The organism is Halococcus sp. PRR34 (assembly GCF_028617175.1).
Lineage (GTDB): Archaea > Halobacteriota > Halobacteria > Halobacteriales > Halococcaceae > Halococcus > Halococcus salifodinae.
This window is the reverse complement of the sequence record NZ_JAQJDA010000039.1, coordinates 1-14,874: the sequence shown is the minus strand read 5'-3', so window position 1 is coordinate 14,874 and position 14,874 is coordinate 1. Positions and strand designations below refer to the sequence as shown.

Genomic DNA, 14,874 nt, shown 5'->3' with positions numbered 1-14,874 from the left:
TGAGTTCATTGGCTGCTTGGTTTGGCTGCATCAACCGACCGAGCAGCCCACTCACCTAACCCGCTTTGTGAACTACTCGACTCTGCACGTTCATAAACTCCCTTCAGAATGGAGGAAGAGGTGGTCGATTTCCTCCATCAGTCCGTCGAGATCACGGTCTGGCTGGTCGCGCACCCACGAAAACATGTTGTAGATCGCCTCTTTGAGGCCGTGTTCAAGCTGCGCTCGGAGCGACGAGGCTTTCGAGACGAGTCGCTCCGAGGCGCTCGATTCGGGACCAAGGCGAAGGAGGCTGTAGGTCAGCATCTGAAGGTGCCAGTGACGACTGGCACCGTCAGAATCACGCACCTCGCAGTCTCCAAGGCCGAGATCCTGCTTCGAGTCCTCGAAGAACGTCTCGATTCGCCACCGATAGGAATAGCTCCGAATGAGATGGGCCGAGGGCGCGTCGATCTTGTTCGTTGCGAGGTACTTGACCGGGTTATCTTCGTCCTCATCAGTGACTTTCTCGGCGATCACCAGTCGTACCTCACCTAGCATCGAGACTGGCAGCGTCCTCGTCCAGATTTTGTACGTTTCCTCGTCAATTTCTCGCTCCACCTTGTCGATGCGCTCTTCCAGCGCATCGACGCGCACCTCCTCGTTATCGAAGGACACCTGACGGTTGCTCCGTAGCGGTCCAATCCAGTCCTTGCCGTAGGATTCAACGTGCTTGATCAGGTCCGAATCGTGGGCGAACCACGAGTCGAAGAGGTAGGTGTCCGCAGGTACACCTACCTCTTCTTCGAGTTCCGTGATCATCTCCCGAGCGAGGTCATACTTCGTCTCGTTCTCGTCGTCCTGGTCTTGGTCGTCGGCTTTCTCGTATTGGCGGAACACGAGCGGATAGGACGTTTTGCCGTCGGTGTAGAACGCGTAGACGAGGTCCTGTCCCCAGACGGGTTCTCCTTCAGTGTGATCGTAGAACTCTCCAGCACCGGGAAGTTCCTTCCCGGTTCGCTGGAACACCGAGTCGTCGATAACGATGTAGCCGTCCTGTGACCAGCGCGTCTTGCCGTGTTTTTGCAGCTCCTCTAACCGCTCGTGGTTGAGCTGGTCTTCGTCCCAGTCGTACTCGGTGAGAAACTTGTTGAGCGCTCGGTCGCCCTGGGCCGGAAGGACTTCTCGTGCGATCCCGGTGACGGTCTTGCTGCGGCCCGCAGCAAGACCTGTCGCGTACGTTTTGGCGTGATGCGTCTGGTGATACGACAGCGAGTCGAACTCGTCCAGTGGATCGGTGCAGGACAGGAAATCCGTAATCGGAAGCATCGGCCGTCACCGCCGTCTACATCGCGTTCCGACTTAAACGTGCAGAGCCGAGTAATGAGTGAACAGTCGAAGCTGGATGAGTTCATATCCCCGGGAATTCCCGCTGTTGACCAGCTCTCGTTCTCACGATTATCGTCTTCACTCGAAGTGAGACCACCGGAAGACGGTGAAGAGAGGGATGAACTGATCGAGGAAGGGTACGATTTGGTCCACGAAGGTGACGACAAGTGAATTCCGGCGACCGCAACGAGTTCACTCTTCGTCACCTGGATGAACCTGAGATCGAATTCGATGGGGGCAGTGAAACCTCTCCTAAGCGCGGTCTGCTGAAATACGGCCCTAGACTATACGAGAGCGATCACCACACGATCAAGCTTGGAGTCATCGGGGACCGGGATTCGATCCGACATCTGTCCGAACTGCTCCATGACATGAATACTGGGATTCACCCAGGATCTAGAGACAACCCGTGGCAAGTGCCGTTCCCCGGACTGGGCGAAAGCTCGAAGATCAACCTCTCAATCAATGACAAAAAAGGCTGGCGTCGGAAAATTCGGCGGAGAGACATTAAGACCGTCACCGGAGAATCTACTCCGAAAAAGCGGATAGAGACGTTCTTAGAGCTCATTCAGACCGATATCGATATCATTGAACAGGACTCGGTTCGTCCGAGCGTGATCGTTGTGTGCATCCCTCAACGGGTGATAGATGCCTGCACGCCCGACAGGCAGGACTATGCGAAGATTCAGTACGGGGGTCAGAATCAGGAAGAAGGATCGGACCTACGTAGTCGAATCAAACTCATGGGCATGAACGCACGCATACCGACCCAGTTGATCAAGCCTGAGACACTAGATATGCGAACAGACCGCCAGCGTGCTTCCCGAGCGTGGAACCTAACGGTAGGACTACTATACAAGAGTCAACGAGGGCATCCGTGGAAGACACAACAAATTGAGGAGGGAACCTGCTATGCAGGGATCTCATTCTATAAGCAACGCACGACTGACGGAAACATTGCACGTGCTGCCTTAGCCCACGTTTTCCACGGAAGAGATCACATCATTCTACAAAGCGACCCATTGCCCGATATCACTGAAGATGAGAACGGTTCACCCCACTTGTCCTATGAGGCTGCGAAATCAGTCGGGGAACAGATTCTCGACTACTACGAACGACAACTCGGGACGAGGCCGAGCAGATTCGTGCTGCACAAGCCTTCGCTCTACTGGGATGAGGAAAGGAATGGCATTCTGGATGCCACTGATGGAGTGAGAGACCTTGATCTGGTCTGGATACGACGCAACCCCCAGATTCGTGTATTCCCTCCAACGGACTATCCGACGCTGAGAGGGACGCTCTTTTCATCATCTAATGAAGATACGCATTACCTCTATACCACAGGGTACATTCCTGAGGAGACTACGTATCAGGGCAGCGGAGTCCCAGCTCCGATTGAGATCCGTCCAGACAGGATCTGCGAAACGCAGTCGCTCAAACTGTGTAAGGAGATTCTGCTCTTCACCAAACTAGACTGGAACACATCTGAGTTTTCAGTTCGCATGCCTGCAACCATCCGCGTAGCGAGCCGGGTAGGTGACGTACTATCCGAGGTCGACACAGAGTCTGTCGTCGACGTGCAACCTCAATATTTCTACTATATGTAGATATCCGGTTTGAACGACGAGACTTGCTGTGTGGAGATTCTCCGTGACAGGATCGACGAGCGCAGACAGCGAGTTCGGTGGGAGGACGTTCATCTCGAAGATCGGTACATGACGGTGTTTGCGAAAAAGCAGCGCCTCAACGATCGAATCCTTCCCGAGGAAGTCGGGACTCGTGAGTGTTGACGGGCAGTTCGCCCGTTGGTCGTGGTCGACGCCAACGGCCACGGAGTTACTGACAAGCCCCACGCTCAACAAGCGCGTTAGCGTGAGTAGGGTAGTTAATCTCTGAGATTTTAGTTCAGGTCAAGCAGTGTGTCAACATCGAGATGGTCTGTGAGTAGCGACCGCATCCGCTCGACGGTGTCAGCACTCCTCGCCGGGCCGGAGTCGATGGCGTCCTCGGCACGGTCGACGGCCGTGATCGTATCGGATGGGACGAGCAGCACCGGCACGCCAGCCTTCTCAGCACGACCGAGGACTGCCTGTGGGGGGCTGTGACCTCCCGTGAGGAGCAGACAGGTGACGCCGGACGCCTGTAGTGCCGCGGTCTGAATCTCGGGCCGGTCGCCGCCGGTGATCATCGCGGCCGAGCGTGTGCGACGGAACTGTCCGAGCGCAGCTTCGGGCCCCATCGCACCGACGGTAACTCGTTCGATGAGGTCGTCGAGAGGGGCTTCGTCAGTGAGGACTCGGGCACCGAGCTCGTCTGCGAGATCTGCAACGGTAATGCCCGCGAGTTCGCGCTGGTGGGGAACCACGCCGAGCACCGGTATCCCCTGGTCTTCGAGGAAGGGGATGACGTCGGTCGCTACATCATCGTAGTCGTCGTCCGAGACATCGTTGAACAGTACACCATCGATCTCATCGAGCTGCTGGACCGCCGCGAGGATGTCGTCCACATCGCCGGGCTCGTCGTGGTGGGCGATGAGCACCACCCGTGCGTCGAGCAGCTCCGCGACTGCTCGGTCGGTGAGATCGACGATTCCGCCCGTCGAGAGGCGGTTGCCGCCCTCCACCACGATCAGATCGCGATCGTCGGCGAGGCCATGATAGCTCTCCGTGACGCGCTCGCGCAGTTCCTCGCCGTCGGCCTGGCCCCGCAGTGCGCTCTCGATGAGCGTCTGTGAGTACACCACCGGCTCCAGTTCGTGAACCTCGGCGTCGAGGTCGAGCAGTTCGCGTGCGAGCAGCGGGTCCTCGTCGAGAGTCTTCCCGACGTTGCTTTGCAGACGCGTGCCCTTCGGTTTCATGTAGCCCGCGCTCACACCGCTCTCGTCGGCGATCCGCGCGACTGCGAGTGCGATGGCCGTCTTCCCGGTGCTTTCGTCGGTCGAGGTGAACAGTATCGGGTTCATGGGTCGAGTTCCTCCGGATCGATGGTCGCTGCGAGATCCACTGCCACGACTCCCTCGGGCGTGGCAACGAGCGGGTTGATGTCGAGTTCGAGCAGGGCAGGGAAATCGGTCACCAGCTGCGAGAGGCGCTGGAGCGTTTCGATGAGTGCCGCCTCGTCGACGGGGTCGCGTCCCCGCGCCCCACGAAGCAACGGCGCGGCGTCGATCTCACCGACCATCTCCGCGGCCATCGATTCGTTCACGGGTGCGATCCTGACGGCGACGTCTTCGAGTATCTCGACGAAGATTCCCCCGAGGCCGAACAACAGCAGGGGACCGAACTGTGGATCGCGGTTCATCCCCACGATGGTCTCGGTTCCGGCGTCGAGATCGACCCGTTCTTGGAGTTGGACACCGAGCACGGTAGCGTTCGGCTGGTAGTTTTTCGCGCGAGCAACGAGATCCTCGTAGGCGTCCGCCACCTCGTCGTCCGAGACACCGACGCGGACACCGCCGATGTCGGATTTGTGCTGAATGTCCGGGCTGGCGATCTTCATGACGACGTCGCCGTCGATCTCGGCTGCATGGCGTTCGGCAGCGGCCGGCGTGTCGACGACGGTTCCTTCGGGTGTCGGAATACCGTAGGCGTCGAGCAGCTCCATCGCTTCGACGCCGAGCGCGTTCGAGGGACGTTCGGCCGCCCTCCGGATGATATCTCGCGCGCGTTCACGATCGACATCGAACGACGTCGGGGCTCCGTACTCGCGGGTCGAAATTTCCCGGTAGCGAGCGAGCGAAGCGAGCCCCGCGATCGCCCGCGACGGGTCGAAGTAGGTCGGAATGCCGGCGTCGTCGAGGCGATCGCGTGCCTCGTTCGTCGACTCACCGCCCATCAGACAGGCGGCCACCGGAAGGTCGTGCTCGGCCTGGGTCGTGGTCGTGATTTCGGCGAGCTCCTCGAAGGAGAGAACTGCTGTTGGACAGGCGAGGACGAGCGCCGCGCCGACGTTTGGATCGGCGAGTGCGACGTCGAGCGCGTCGCTGAAGCGCTTGGCTGCTGCGTCACCGAGCACGTCCACCGGGTTGTAGATGTTCGCTTCGTCCGGGAGGATCTCCTCGAACGACCCGAGCGTGTCGTCGGTGAATGAGGCCAACTCCAGTCGAGAGTCACCGACCGCATCGGTCGCCAGCACTCCCGGTCCGCCCGCGTTCGTGATGACGGCAACCGTCTCGTTCTCCGGGAGGGGCTGCCCGTCGAGCATGCTCGCGGCGTCGAACAGCTCTTCGACCGTCTCCGCGCGAATGACGCCTGCCTGTTCGAGACCCGCCTCGTACGCGCGCTCGCTGCCGGCGATCGCCCCCGTGTGCGAGGAGGCCGCTTGCGCGCCCGCCTCCGTCCGTCCGGATTTCACCACCACGATCGGCGTTTCCCGAGTGATCTCCTGGGCCGTCTCGATGAATGCACCGCCGTCGGTGATGTCTTCCAGATAGCCGATGATGACGTCGGTGTCGTCGCTCTCGCCCCACGCCTCGACGAAGTCGCGTTCGTCGAGAACGGCCTTGTTGCCGAGCGAAACCACGTCACGAAAACCGATGTCGCGATCGTTCGCCCAGTCCAGTACTGCGGTGATGAACGCACCCGACTGGCTCATGAAGGAGATCGAGCCGTCCTGGGCACTTTCGGGACCGAACGTCGCGTTCATGTTCACCGAGGTGCTCATCACGCCGACGCTGTTCGGTCCAACGAGATTCAGACCGTACTCGCTGGCAATCTCGCGGAGTTCGCGTTCGCGAGTGGCTCCCTTGCTGCCCGCTTCACCGAAGCCAGCAGTGAGCACGACGACGTTCTCGATGCCAGCCGCTCCCGCATCGCGAACGGCATCGACAGCGACAGCGGCAGGGACGACGACGACGGCGAGATCCACGGACTCCGGAACCGAACCGAGATCGGGGTAGCACTCGCGGTCGAACACCGTCTCCTTGTTCGGGTTGACTGGCACTACCTCCCCGTCGAACGCGAGCAGATTGGCGGTGACCGCTCGCCCGACTGCGCCATCGCGCTCGGTTGCACCGACAACGGCCACCGTCGAGGGAGCGAACAGTGCTGAGAGATCACCCATCGGTCGTGAATTTGTCGGAGGTACAATAATGCATGGGGTGGCAAACCCAGAATAATTCCCTCGATGAACAGCTCATGGTTGAGACAGTCATCGAATCTTGGGAAGAAAGCGTCTCTCTGCGTGGATTCATCAGACTGTGAGAACCGGAATTTCGCTCGTTCTGACGGTACGCGCGGTCACGCTACCGATGAGATATCGTCCGAGTCCGGTCCGTCCGTGGGTACCCATTGTAACGAGGTCGATTTTCTCGCTCTCGATGTACTTCTGAATCGCTCGGTAGGGCGTCCCCTCTACAACGTCAGTGACGACATCGAGACCGCGATTTTCACTCTCCTCAGCGACGCCCTCTACAGTTCGCTCACATCGTTCTTTCCATGACTCGATCATGGGCGCGACATCGTACGAACCTACCACAGCACTGAGATCAACGACCGATAGCACGTGGACTGTCGCGTCGTACTGTTCTGCGATGGCCAGACCGTGGTCGACGGCGGCGGTTGCGGTATCGCTTCCATCGGTCGGAATCAGGATTCTGTCGTATCCCGAGTTCTCTTCAGGCTCGGACTGAGAGGTGAGAACAGGAACATCACTCGTTCTGACGACGCGTTCGGCGACGCTGCCGAGAAGATATCGATCGAGTCCTGTTCGTCCGTGTGTACCCATCGAGATCAGATCCACATCGTGCTCGTCGGCGGAGGAAAGAATCGTCTCGTGAGGGACACCGTGTTCGACCGCCGTCTGGTACGTGGTTGGCGTTTCGACCGCGAGTTCTTCGAGTATTTTGAGCGCGTCAGTGGCCTGTCGTTCGAGTGCTTCCCGTTGGTCGTTTGCCTCTGAGTCGATACCTGCGAGACCGCTACTGTACGTTCGATCGTCGACGACGCTCAGAAACCGGACCTGGCTGTCGAAGGCGTTCGCCAGGTTCAGTCCGTGTCGCGCCGCAGCTTTCGCTCCCTCACTGCCGTCCGTCGGGACGAGAATGGTATTGTACATCATGTGTTGTTGTGTCTCAGTGGTGTTTGTAGTTTGGCATCACTCGGTTCCAGACGGGTATCATCGTATAGAGCAACCCCCGGGTGACGATCACCCGAGGATGTAGTCGAGTTTCGGGTAGCGTTCGATGAGTGGCTGGCCGTCGATCTCGTGCTGCTCGACGATAGCGTCGAGCCCGAGGATGCGCCCCGCACCGAAGGCGGCCACGGCGAGGAACACAAGCATATACGCGAAGTCGCCGTTGATCACACCGTGGGCGACCTCCCAGTTCCCAAAGTAGAACAGGAGCATCATGAACGCGCCCCAGAACGCTGCGAGGCGGGTCAGGAACCCCACGAGGAGTCCGAGTCCGATGAGAACCTCACCCCATGGAACGGCGACGTTCACGAAGTCGACGAACCACGGCGTCTGGCCCATCGTGGCGAACAGTCCAACGAGCGGGCTGGCGTCGGGAACCGCCCCCACCAAGTAGCCCTGGGCGTCGAATCCCCCGGCGAGGATCTTGTCGACCCCCGAGTAGAGAAACGCATAGCCCATCATGAGTCGTAGCGCGAGGACGAACCACGCGCTCAGGCTGTGAGCCTTCCCGGTGAGGGTGATTCCCCCGATTTTGCTCTGGAACGTGTTTGCTTCGCCGGTCATCTGATTTGCTGCCATTGGTTTTCCCTCCTACAGGTAAACAGACGAGAGCAGTCGAAATATACTGAGAGGCCAATTCTCATCGACTGGGAATTGGGAGGAGCGTTGACTCTCTATTCGGGTTTGGGAACTTCACTACAGATTGTTTTTATATTTACTCCATTCGGTTCAATTAACGTGAGTGGTTGTCAGGGTTCGGTTCGTGTTTCCGTCCGAGTGGTTAGTTCGTCGGGAACGAGCCGATAGAACTCGAAGGCCACCTCTCGCGGGGGCTTGCCGAAGATATCGATGAGCGGGATGTGGACTCGTTCGAGTCCTTGCAAGCTCTCGGTGGCGACTGATTCTTCGGTGGTTTGCTCCAGCTGCCCGGTCGCCACGACGCTTTTCCACCCGTCGTCGTTGCCGTAGGTCACGAACGAGACGGCGCGGCCAGAAAGGTTGCCCTTCGCGCCGCCGGGTTCGTTGGCAAGCCGAAAATAAAAGACCGATTCGGCCGCGTCGTAGCCGTATGAGACCGGAGTCGAATGTGGTGCCTCCTCGCCAGTTGATAGAGAGATGACGCCCGTGCCACCGCTGCCGAGAAACCCATCCCGTTCGTCCTCGTCCATCGTCATGGGGTCACTCTCGCTCATGGCAGGAACTATGCGATGAATCGACAAAACTCTACCCCAGTAGCGACACGAAGCGATCCGCTCACTCCGGGCGCACGAGCATGAATCCACAGGCCCGTTCCCACGCTCTGGAACTGCCAACCGGATTTATATGCCGACGAACTAACTCAACGAACGATGTACAGGACCATCCTCGTTCCGACCGACGGCAGCGAGCACGCTATTCGTGCCGCCGAGCACGCCCGTTATCTCGCGCGGGCGTTTGACGTGACAGTCCATCTCGTCAGTGCCGCCGACATCCAAACGGCGGGCGGTATGTTCAACGCCGGTGGCGTCGATGCGGAGTTCGTCGCACGCATTGAGGCCGAAAACGAACAGGCGATCGAGGCGACCGAAGCAGTCTTCGACGGTGACGCAATAGAAACGGCGGTGCTGCGGGGAAGACCCGCCAACGCAATACTCGAGTACGCCGACGACCACGACGCCGACGTGGTGGCGATGGGGACCCACGGCCGGACCGGAGTGAGTCGGTATGTGGCAGGCAGCGTGACCGAACACGTCGTGCGCCGCGCTCCCTGTCCGGTGCTGACGACCAAAGCGACCGAACGCAGCAACCTCGCCGGCGACTACGAGGACGTGATGATCCCGACTGATGGTAGTGAGGCCGCGAGCGCCGCCATCGAGCACGGCATCGAAATCGCAAAGAGAGCCGGTGCCCGCATCCACGCGGTCACCATCATTGACGTCGGCGCGATGGCCCCGACTCCCGGCTCCACCCCGCCACCGGAACTCATCGAACGCTTCGAGGCAGAGGGCAAGCGCGCGACCGAAGCGATTGCCGACCGCGCCGCGGAGGCGGGTCTCGACGCCACCACCAGCGTCACCGAGGGCCTGCCGGCGCGCGACCTGCTCGCGTACGCCGACGAACACGATGTCGACCTCGTCACGATGGCCACGACTGGGCGCACGGGCGTGAGTCGGTATCTCCTTGGGAGCACCGCCGAACGCCTCATCAGACACGCCGAGATGCCAGTAATGGCCATCAACGCGCGAAAACAGGCGAACCGATGACCACCGATGAGTATGTTTGAGACAATCCTTCTCCCTACCGATGGGAGTAACGGAGCAACAGCTGCCTTCGATTACGTTCTCGATATCGCTGCGATGCACGATGCGACGGTTCACATCCTCAACGTAGCGGATACGACACGAGACAGCGTTATTCAAATTCAAGGCGACGTCATCGATGTCCTCGAACAAGAGGGTGAACAGATCGTCCGCGACGCCGCCGACCGCGCTCACCAGCGTGGAATCACTACCGTCACGGAGGTCCTTCAGGGGGAGCCATATAGCACAATTCTCGACTATGCCGAGTTGCGCGATGTCGACGTCATCGCCATGCCAACACACGGGCGTCAGGGTCTCGAACGGCTCCTGCTCGGCAGCACCACCGAGCGTGTCGTCAGGCGGGCGGAAAGCCCTGTGCTCACGATTCGCCCGGATAGCGATGTCACGGTCACTCACCCGTATCAAAATGTACTGGTTCCGACCGACGGGAGCGACTGCGCGAGGGAAGCTCTCGAGACGGGCGTCGACGTGGCGACTGCAGAGACGGCTGGACTCCACCTGCTGTCGGTCGTCGACGTCACGAGCCTTGGAGTCGACGTTCGCATCCAAATGAAAGTGAAGTTCCTCGAAGAGAATGCGACCGAGATCGTGGAGGACGCCACGGAGTTTGCAATGGACGCTTCGGTTGACCCCGTTTCCGGGTCAGTTGTTCTCGGAACATCGATCCATGACGAGATTCTTTCGTACGTCGACGAGCACGACGTAGATCTTGTCGTGCTCGGAACACATGGCCGAACTGGGTTTGACCGGTACATGCTAGGAAGCGTTACCGAGAAGTTAGTGCGAACGTCACCGATTCCTGTGCTGACCGTTCGAACGGCCGGAACAGAATCGTAGTGATACGTTGCAGAAATGCCCTTCCGAATGTCTACTTTGGAATCAACAGTTTCTGGGCCACCAAGCCATCGCTATCGAAGCAGAAATCGGAATAAATCAGGCGGACATAGGATCACCTATATGACGACGATCACGGTCGAAGGAATGAGCTGCGAGCACTGTGAACAGACCATCGAGGAGGCTCTTCGGGGCGTCTCTGGGATCACGGATGCACACGCAGACCGAGAGGCGGAACGCGCCACAATCGAGGGAGATCCCGTTAATGCTGCCCTCGTCCAAGCGATCGAAGACGCGGGTTACACCGCTCACGCGTAGCGTTACGACTGAGTGCTGGCTGAGAGAGTCGTGTACCGATCCTCGGTATGGGATCACCCCTACCGAACCGTTCGAAACTCCCGGCTGCTGGCATCACCAACTGACGGCCTACGACCGAGAACATACCCCATCACCGGACGAAGACGCATATGGAGAACACCCCTGATAAAGAACGAGATGAGAGGCCCGCCAGCGGAACGGCAGCCTGCTGTCGAATTTGTCAACTGAAATCAGAGACGGATCACTCGCAGGAGGCAACCTCCATTGGCGAGACGCACGGCCAGCGAAAGACAACTGATGAGACGTCCGAAGCGGCAGTCGACGAAGCCCAGCGCCAACGAACATCGACAATAGACGTCAGAGACCAGTCAGACATCGAAGCGTCGCCCGACGATTCCGGAGAGCAACGCCACGACCAGCCCTCGACCGGCCATGATCAAGGGGTTGGTGACACACACGACCACGACGACGATCAGGCCCACACTGATCATTCCGGACACGAAGCGATGTTCCGGCGTCGGTTTTGGGTCTCGCTGGTCCTCTCGTTTCCGGTCATCGTTTTCAGCGAGTTCATTCAGGAGACGTTCGGGTACACTGCACCGGTGTTTCCCGGCAGCGAGTGGGTAACACCGGTCCTGTCGATAATCGTCTTCGCCTACGGCGGTGTGCCATTCCTCTCGATGGCACAGACCGAACTGAAAAACCGCGAGCCAGGCATGATGATGCTCATCTCACTGGCGATTACCGTCGCGTTCGTCTACTCGCTTGCGAGTCTCGCCCTCCCGGGAACGACGCCGTTTTTCTGGGAGTTGGTGACGCTCATCGACATCATGCTGCTGGGCCACTGGATGGAGATGCGCTCGGTCCGGCAGGCCTCTGGCGCGCTCGACGAGCTCGCACAGCTCATGCCCGACACCGCAGAACGGGTCACCGACAATGGCGACACCGAGGAAGTTCCGATCAGTGACCTGGCTGAGGACGACGTTGTGCTTGTCCGTCCGGGCGCGAGCGTCCCCGCCGACGGCGAGGTCGTCGAGGGCGAATCATCGGTCGATGAATCGATGATCACCGGTGAATCCCGTCCGGTCGAGAAAGATCCCAGTAGCGAGGTCGTCGCCGGGACGGTCAACCAGGACGGTAGTCTCCGTGTTCGAGTGACCACGACTGGGGACGAAACGACACTAGCGGGCATCATGCGCCTCGTCGATGAGGCCCAACAGTCAAAATCCCCGACCCAGCTTCTCGCCGACCGTGCGGCGGGCTGGCTGTTCTACGTCGCGCTCGGCGTTGCGGCTCTCACACTCGTCGCCTGGGTCATCGCGGCTGGCTTCGACATCATGGTCCTCGAACGCGTCGTCACCGTCCTCGTGATCGCGTGCCCGCACGCACTTGGACTCGCCGTCCCGCTCGTGGTTGCGATCAACACCTCGACCGCGGCACAAAACGGGATGCTCATCCGCGACCGCATCGCCATGGAGGAGTCGCGCAACCTCGACACGGTGATGTTCGACAAAACCGGGACGCTCACTAAAGGTGAGCAGGGCGTCGTTGGCGTCGAGACGGCTGAAGACTGGGACGAAGAGCGGGCGTTCGGCGTGGCTGCGGCCGTCGAAGGTGACTCCGAACACATGATCGCCCGCGCCATCCGGAACGCGGCCGATGAGCGCGACGTCGACCGTCCGCAGGTTTCGGCGTTCGAGAACCTCCGCGGGCTTGGTGTCCGCGCTACCGTGGATGGGACGACCGTACATCTCGGCGGCCCGAACCTCCTCAGAAAATTCGATATCGAACGCTCCGAATCCATCACGTCGTTCGCCGAAGAAGCCGGCGCGAACGCACAGACGGTGATCTATCTGGTTCGTGAGGAAACCGACGTGGTCGCCGCGTTCGCGCTCGCGGATGTCATCCGCGAGGAGAGCCACCAAACGATTCGAGCACTCCACGACATGGGCATCGAGGTGGCGATGATCACTGGCGATTCCGAGGACGTCGCCGCCGCGGTCTCCGAGGAACTCGACATCGACCAGTACTTCGCGGAGGTTCTCCCTGAAGAGAAAGACCAGATGGTCACGCAGCTACAGGAGGAAGGGAAACTCGTTGCGATGGTTGGCGATGGCGTCAACGATGCGCCCGCACTGACCCGCGCGGACGTCGGGATCGCCATCGGGTCGGGGACGGACGTCGCTATCGAGTCGGGGGACATCATCCTCGTTGAGAACAACCCGCTCGACGTGATGCGCCTCGTCCGCCTCTCGAAAGCCAGCTACCGGAAGATGCAGGAGAACCTCGTGTGGGCGACCGGCTACAACGTGTTCGCGCTCCCGCTCGCTGCCGGGGTGCTCGCACCGATCGGGGTTCTGCTCTCGCCCGCGGTGGGCGCGCTACTCATGTCACTGTCGACGATCATCGTCGCCATCAACGCCCGCCGGCTCCGTGGAGTGGACCTCTCGTGAGCGATCGCGGTCAGTCCATCTACAACTGGTGGAGTCGTCACCAACGCTTGTTCGACCGGCTGTATGACGTCGCCTTCCTCGGTCGCGAGTCCGAACTCCGTGGGCGTGCGGTAGAATCACTTGATCTCGGCTCCGACGATCGGGTACTGGAACTCGGTTGTGGTCCGGGCAACTCCTTCGAAGCGCTTAGCACTCGTGTGGGGAGTCGGGGGGAGGTAGTCGGCGTGGACTACACTCACGGAATGGTAGAGCGTGCCGCTGAACGAGTTCGGAAGGTGGGCTGGGAGAACGTCCACTCAGTACGTGGTGATTCAGGTCGTCTCGGAGTCGATGACGAGGCGTTCGATGTTGTCTATGCCGCAATGACGCTGAGTGCAATGCCGAATCCAGCAGGCGCGCTTGACGCGGCGTACCAAGCGCTGCGTCCCGGCGGTCGGATCGTCGTCCTCGACGCGCAACCGTTCCAGAAGCTTCCATGGACGCTTCTCAACACGGTGGTCGTCCCGCTCTCGAAGTACACCACGAACTGGTTTCCAGAGAAAAACATCCCGACAGCGCTCGACTCCCGATTCGCATCGACGACGGTCACTGCGTTCAACGGCGGAACGATTTTCATCGCCACTGCACGAAAACCGAAGCAGCAGGACGGCCCCTGATGGAGAACGCCCGTCACTCCTATCGTGAGATCGCAAAACCTTCGACGGCGATGTCGACGCGAACGTGGATGCCAGCCGTCACTCCTATCATGAGATCGCAAAACAGGTCGATCGGTCACCTCCGACTGTCTCAGATCGCGTCGAGCGACTCCGAGAAATCGGCATCATCGAACGATTTACTCTCGACATCGACCGCTTGACGTTGATTGAGGGACCGACGGTACTCGTCGAATCGATGTTGATCGCGACAGTGATGAATCTGTGGCGAACGCGCTCACCGACGCGCCGGCCGTTGAACACGTCATCCGACGCGACAGTATTGTTCGTTGCAACTCACACTCAATGGCACGGTAGTGGCTCGCCATCATCAGATAATGGTGACACGTACTGGTGAGCGACAATTCATGGCCTCAGCGGAATTCTCCAGTGAGACATATTCCGGGCCTGACTGTCCATGACCATCAATCACTATCTGGTCGATGTGGTGCTGTTCGGCATAGTCAGCGATAGTTTGAGAAGGACGACCGATTTTTGCTTCGGTGGACAGTCTAACGCCGTACTCGTAAGCCATCCTCTGCACATCGGTTATGAGCGATGTCACCATGTCGTGGCCTTTTTCATAGTAGCTTTTCAGTTCGGTTTCGATGATCTGTGGAGCAGCATAACTGACCTCAGCAGAATCGATGACATGAAGGACTGTAATTTCAGCATTCGGGCATTCCGTCAGTATATATTCTCGCTAGTTGTCCACTCTGGCTCAACAGCCCAGTAGCTGATACGTTGTAGGAACGAAGCGGATGAATCAGTGACCTG

At 59.5% G+C, this 14,874-nt stretch carries 15 protein-coding genes and 1 pseudogene; 8 read left to right on the top strand and 8 right to left on the bottom strand.

Features of this window, described 5'->3' with window-relative positions; translation table 11 throughout:
- Positions 1–90: 90 nt before the first annotated feature.
- Positions 91–1,308: an IS701 family transposase gene (locus tag PHA81_RS20175; RefSeq protein ID WP_273838611.1), complete on the bottom strand. Its 1,218-nt coding sequence runs from the start codon at positions 1,306–1,308 to the stop codon at positions 91–93.
- A gap of 54 nt (positions 1,309–1,362) precedes the next feature.
- Between PHA81_RS20175 and PHA81_RS20170 the strand changes: the two genes are divergently transcribed.
- From PHA81_RS20170 to PHA81_RS20160, 3 genes and pseudogenes are all read left to right on the top strand, one after another.
- On the top strand, positions 1,363–1,539 hold the full coding sequence (locus tag PHA81_RS20170; protein ID WP_273838609.1) for a hypothetical protein: 177 nt from the start codon (positions 1,363–1,365) through the stop codon (positions 1,537–1,539).
- Positions 1,536–2,975: a hypothetical protein gene (locus tag PHA81_RS20165; RefSeq protein WP_273838607.1), complete on the top strand. Its 1,440-nt coding sequence runs from the start codon at positions 1,536–1,538 to the stop codon at positions 2,973–2,975. The genes PHA81_RS20170 and PHA81_RS20165 overlap by 4 nt, the downstream gene beginning before the upstream one ends.
- Before the next feature lie 33 nt (positions 2,976–3,008).
- Positions 3,009–3,140 (top strand): annotated as a pseudogene (locus PHA81_RS20160) (integrase); the annotation flags it as partial.
- Positions 3,141–3,268: 128 nt separating this feature from the next.
- Here the strand turns inward: PHA81_RS20160 and PHA81_RS20155 are convergent.
- The 5 genes from PHA81_RS20155 to PHA81_RS20135 all read right to left on the bottom strand — a co-directional run bounded on the left by PHA81_RS20155 (position 3,269) and on the right by PHA81_RS20135 (position 8,693).
- The gene (locus PHA81_RS20155; protein ID WP_273838605.1) at positions 3,269–4,330 is read right to left on the bottom strand and encodes a phosphotransacetylase family protein; all 1,062 of its coding nucleotides are present in this window, start codon (positions 4,328–4,330) and stop codon (positions 3,269–3,271) included.
- On the bottom strand, positions 4,327–6,429 hold the full coding sequence (locus PHA81_RS20150; RefSeq protein ID WP_273838603.1) for an acetate--CoA ligase: 2,103 nt from the start codon (positions 6,427–6,429) through the stop codon (positions 4,327–4,329). The genes PHA81_RS20155 and PHA81_RS20150 overlap by 4 nt, the downstream gene beginning before the upstream one ends.
- A 129-nt stretch (positions 6,430–6,558) precedes the next feature.
- A complete protein-coding gene (locus PHA81_RS20145) occupies positions 6,559–7,422 on the bottom strand; it encodes a universal stress protein (protein WP_273838600.1) in 864 nt (287 codons plus the stop codon).
- 90 nt (positions 7,423–7,512) lie between these two features.
- Entirely contained in the window at positions 7,513–8,079 is a 567-nt protein-coding gene (locus PHA81_RS20140) for a DoxX family protein (protein WP_273838598.1), read from the bottom strand.
- 170 nt (positions 8,080–8,249) lie between these two features.
- On the bottom strand, positions 8,250–8,693 hold the full coding sequence (locus PHA81_RS20135) for a pyridoxamine 5'-phosphate oxidase family protein (protein WP_273838596.1): 444 nt from the start codon (positions 8,691–8,693) through the stop codon (positions 8,250–8,252).
- A 156-nt stretch (positions 8,694–8,849) separates the two neighbouring features.
- Here PHA81_RS20135 and PHA81_RS20130 point away from each other — a divergent pair, with 156 nt between their 5' ends.
- The 3 genes from PHA81_RS20130 to PHA81_RS20120 all read left to right on the top strand — a co-directional run bounded on the left by PHA81_RS20130 (position 8,850) and on the right by PHA81_RS20120 (position 10,952).
- Positions 8,850–9,743, top strand: a complete 894-nt coding sequence (locus tag PHA81_RS20130; protein WP_273838595.1) for a universal stress protein — start codon at positions 8,850–8,852, stop codon at positions 9,741–9,743.
- A 12-nt stretch (positions 9,744–9,755) separates the two neighbouring features.
- Positions 9,756–10,637 (top strand): universal stress protein, encoded by an 882-nt coding sequence (locus PHA81_RS20125; protein WP_273838594.1) that lies wholly within the window; start codon positions 9,756–9,758, stop codon positions 10,635–10,637.
- Between the two features lie 120 nt (positions 10,638–10,757).
- Entirely contained in the window at positions 10,758–10,952 is a 195-nt protein-coding gene (locus PHA81_RS20120; RefSeq protein WP_273838593.1) for a heavy metal-associated domain-containing protein, read from the top strand.
- Positions 10,953–11,320: 368 nt separating this feature from the next.
- On the opposite strand, the gene PHA81_RS20115 is transcribed toward PHA81_RS20120, so the two are convergent.
- The gene (locus PHA81_RS20115) at positions 11,321–11,443 is read right to left on the bottom strand and encodes a hypothetical protein (protein WP_273838592.1); all 123 of its coding nucleotides are present in this window, start codon (positions 11,441–11,443) and stop codon (positions 11,321–11,323) included.
- Positions 11,444–11,458: 15 nt separating this feature from the next.
- Between PHA81_RS20115 and PHA81_RS20110 the strand changes: the two genes are divergently transcribed.
- Positions 11,459–13,405 carry a copper-translocating P-type ATPase gene (locus PHA81_RS20110; protein ID WP_273838590.1) on the top strand — a complete coding sequence of 649 codons (1,947 nt, stop codon included), beginning with the start codon at positions 11,459–11,461 and terminating at the stop codon, positions 13,403–13,405.
- On the top strand, positions 13,402–14,061 hold the full coding sequence (locus PHA81_RS20105; RefSeq protein ID WP_273838588.1) for a methyltransferase domain-containing protein: 660 nt from the start codon (positions 13,402–13,404) through the stop codon (positions 14,059–14,061). The genes PHA81_RS20110 and PHA81_RS20105 overlap by 4 nt, the downstream gene beginning before the upstream one ends.
- Before the next feature lie 367 nt (positions 14,062–14,428).
- Here PHA81_RS20105 and PHA81_RS20100 read toward each other — a convergent pair whose 3' ends face one another.
- Positions 14,429–14,764 carry a universal stress protein gene (locus PHA81_RS20100; protein ID WP_273838613.1) on the bottom strand — a complete coding sequence of 112 codons (336 nt, stop codon included), beginning with the start codon at positions 14,762–14,764 and terminating at the stop codon, positions 14,429–14,431.
- Positions 14,765–14,874 lie beyond the last annotated feature (110 nt).

What these genes read in the sequence shown, in the direction of transcription:
- PHA81_RS20175 (WP_273838611.1), bottom strand. Translation starts at nt 1,308, where the DNA reads ATGCTTCCGATTACGGATTTCCTGTCCTGCACCGATCCACTGGACGAG.
- PHA81_RS20170 (WP_273838609.1), top strand. Translation starts at nt 1,363, where the DNA reads ATGAGTGAACAGTCGAAGCTGGATGAGTTCATATCCCCGGGAATTCCC.
- PHA81_RS20155 (WP_273838605.1), bottom strand. Translation starts at nt 4,330, where the DNA reads ATGAACCCGATACTGTTCACCTCGACCGACGAAAGCACCGGGAAGACG.
- PHA81_RS20150 (WP_273838603.1), bottom strand. Translation starts at nt 6,429, where the DNA reads ATGGGTGATCTCTCAGCACTGTTCGCTCCCTCGACGGTGGCCGTTGTC.
- PHA81_RS20145 (WP_273838600.1), bottom strand. Translation starts at nt 7,422, where the DNA reads ATGTACAATACCATTCTCGTCCCGACGGACGGCAGTGAGGGAGCGAAA.
- PHA81_RS20140 (WP_273838598.1), bottom strand. Translation starts at nt 8,079, where the DNA reads ATGGCAGCAAATCAGATGACCGGCGAAGCAAACACGTTCCAGAGCAAA.
- PHA81_RS20135 (WP_273838596.1), bottom strand. Translation starts at nt 8,693, where the DNA reads ATGAGCGAGAGTGACCCCATGACGATGGACGAGGACGAACGGGATGGG.
- PHA81_RS20130 (WP_273838595.1), top strand. Translation starts at nt 8,850, where the DNA reads ATGTACAGGACCATCCTCGTTCCGACCGACGGCAGCGAGCACGCTATT.
- PHA81_RS20125 (WP_273838594.1), top strand. Translation starts at nt 9,756, where the DNA reads ATGTTTGAGACAATCCTTCTCCCTACCGATGGGAGTAACGGAGCAACA.
- PHA81_RS20120 (WP_273838593.1), top strand. Translation starts at nt 10,758, where the DNA reads ATGACGACGATCACGGTCGAAGGAATGAGCTGCGAGCACTGTGAACAG.
- PHA81_RS20115 (WP_273838592.1), bottom strand. Translation starts at nt 11,443, where the DNA reads ATGATCAGTGTGGGCCTGATCGTCGTCGTGGTCGTGTGTGTCACCAAC.
- PHA81_RS20110 (WP_273838590.1), top strand. Translation starts at nt 11,459, where the DNA reads ATGTTCCGGCGTCGGTTTTGGGTCTCGCTGGTCCTCTCGTTTCCGGTC.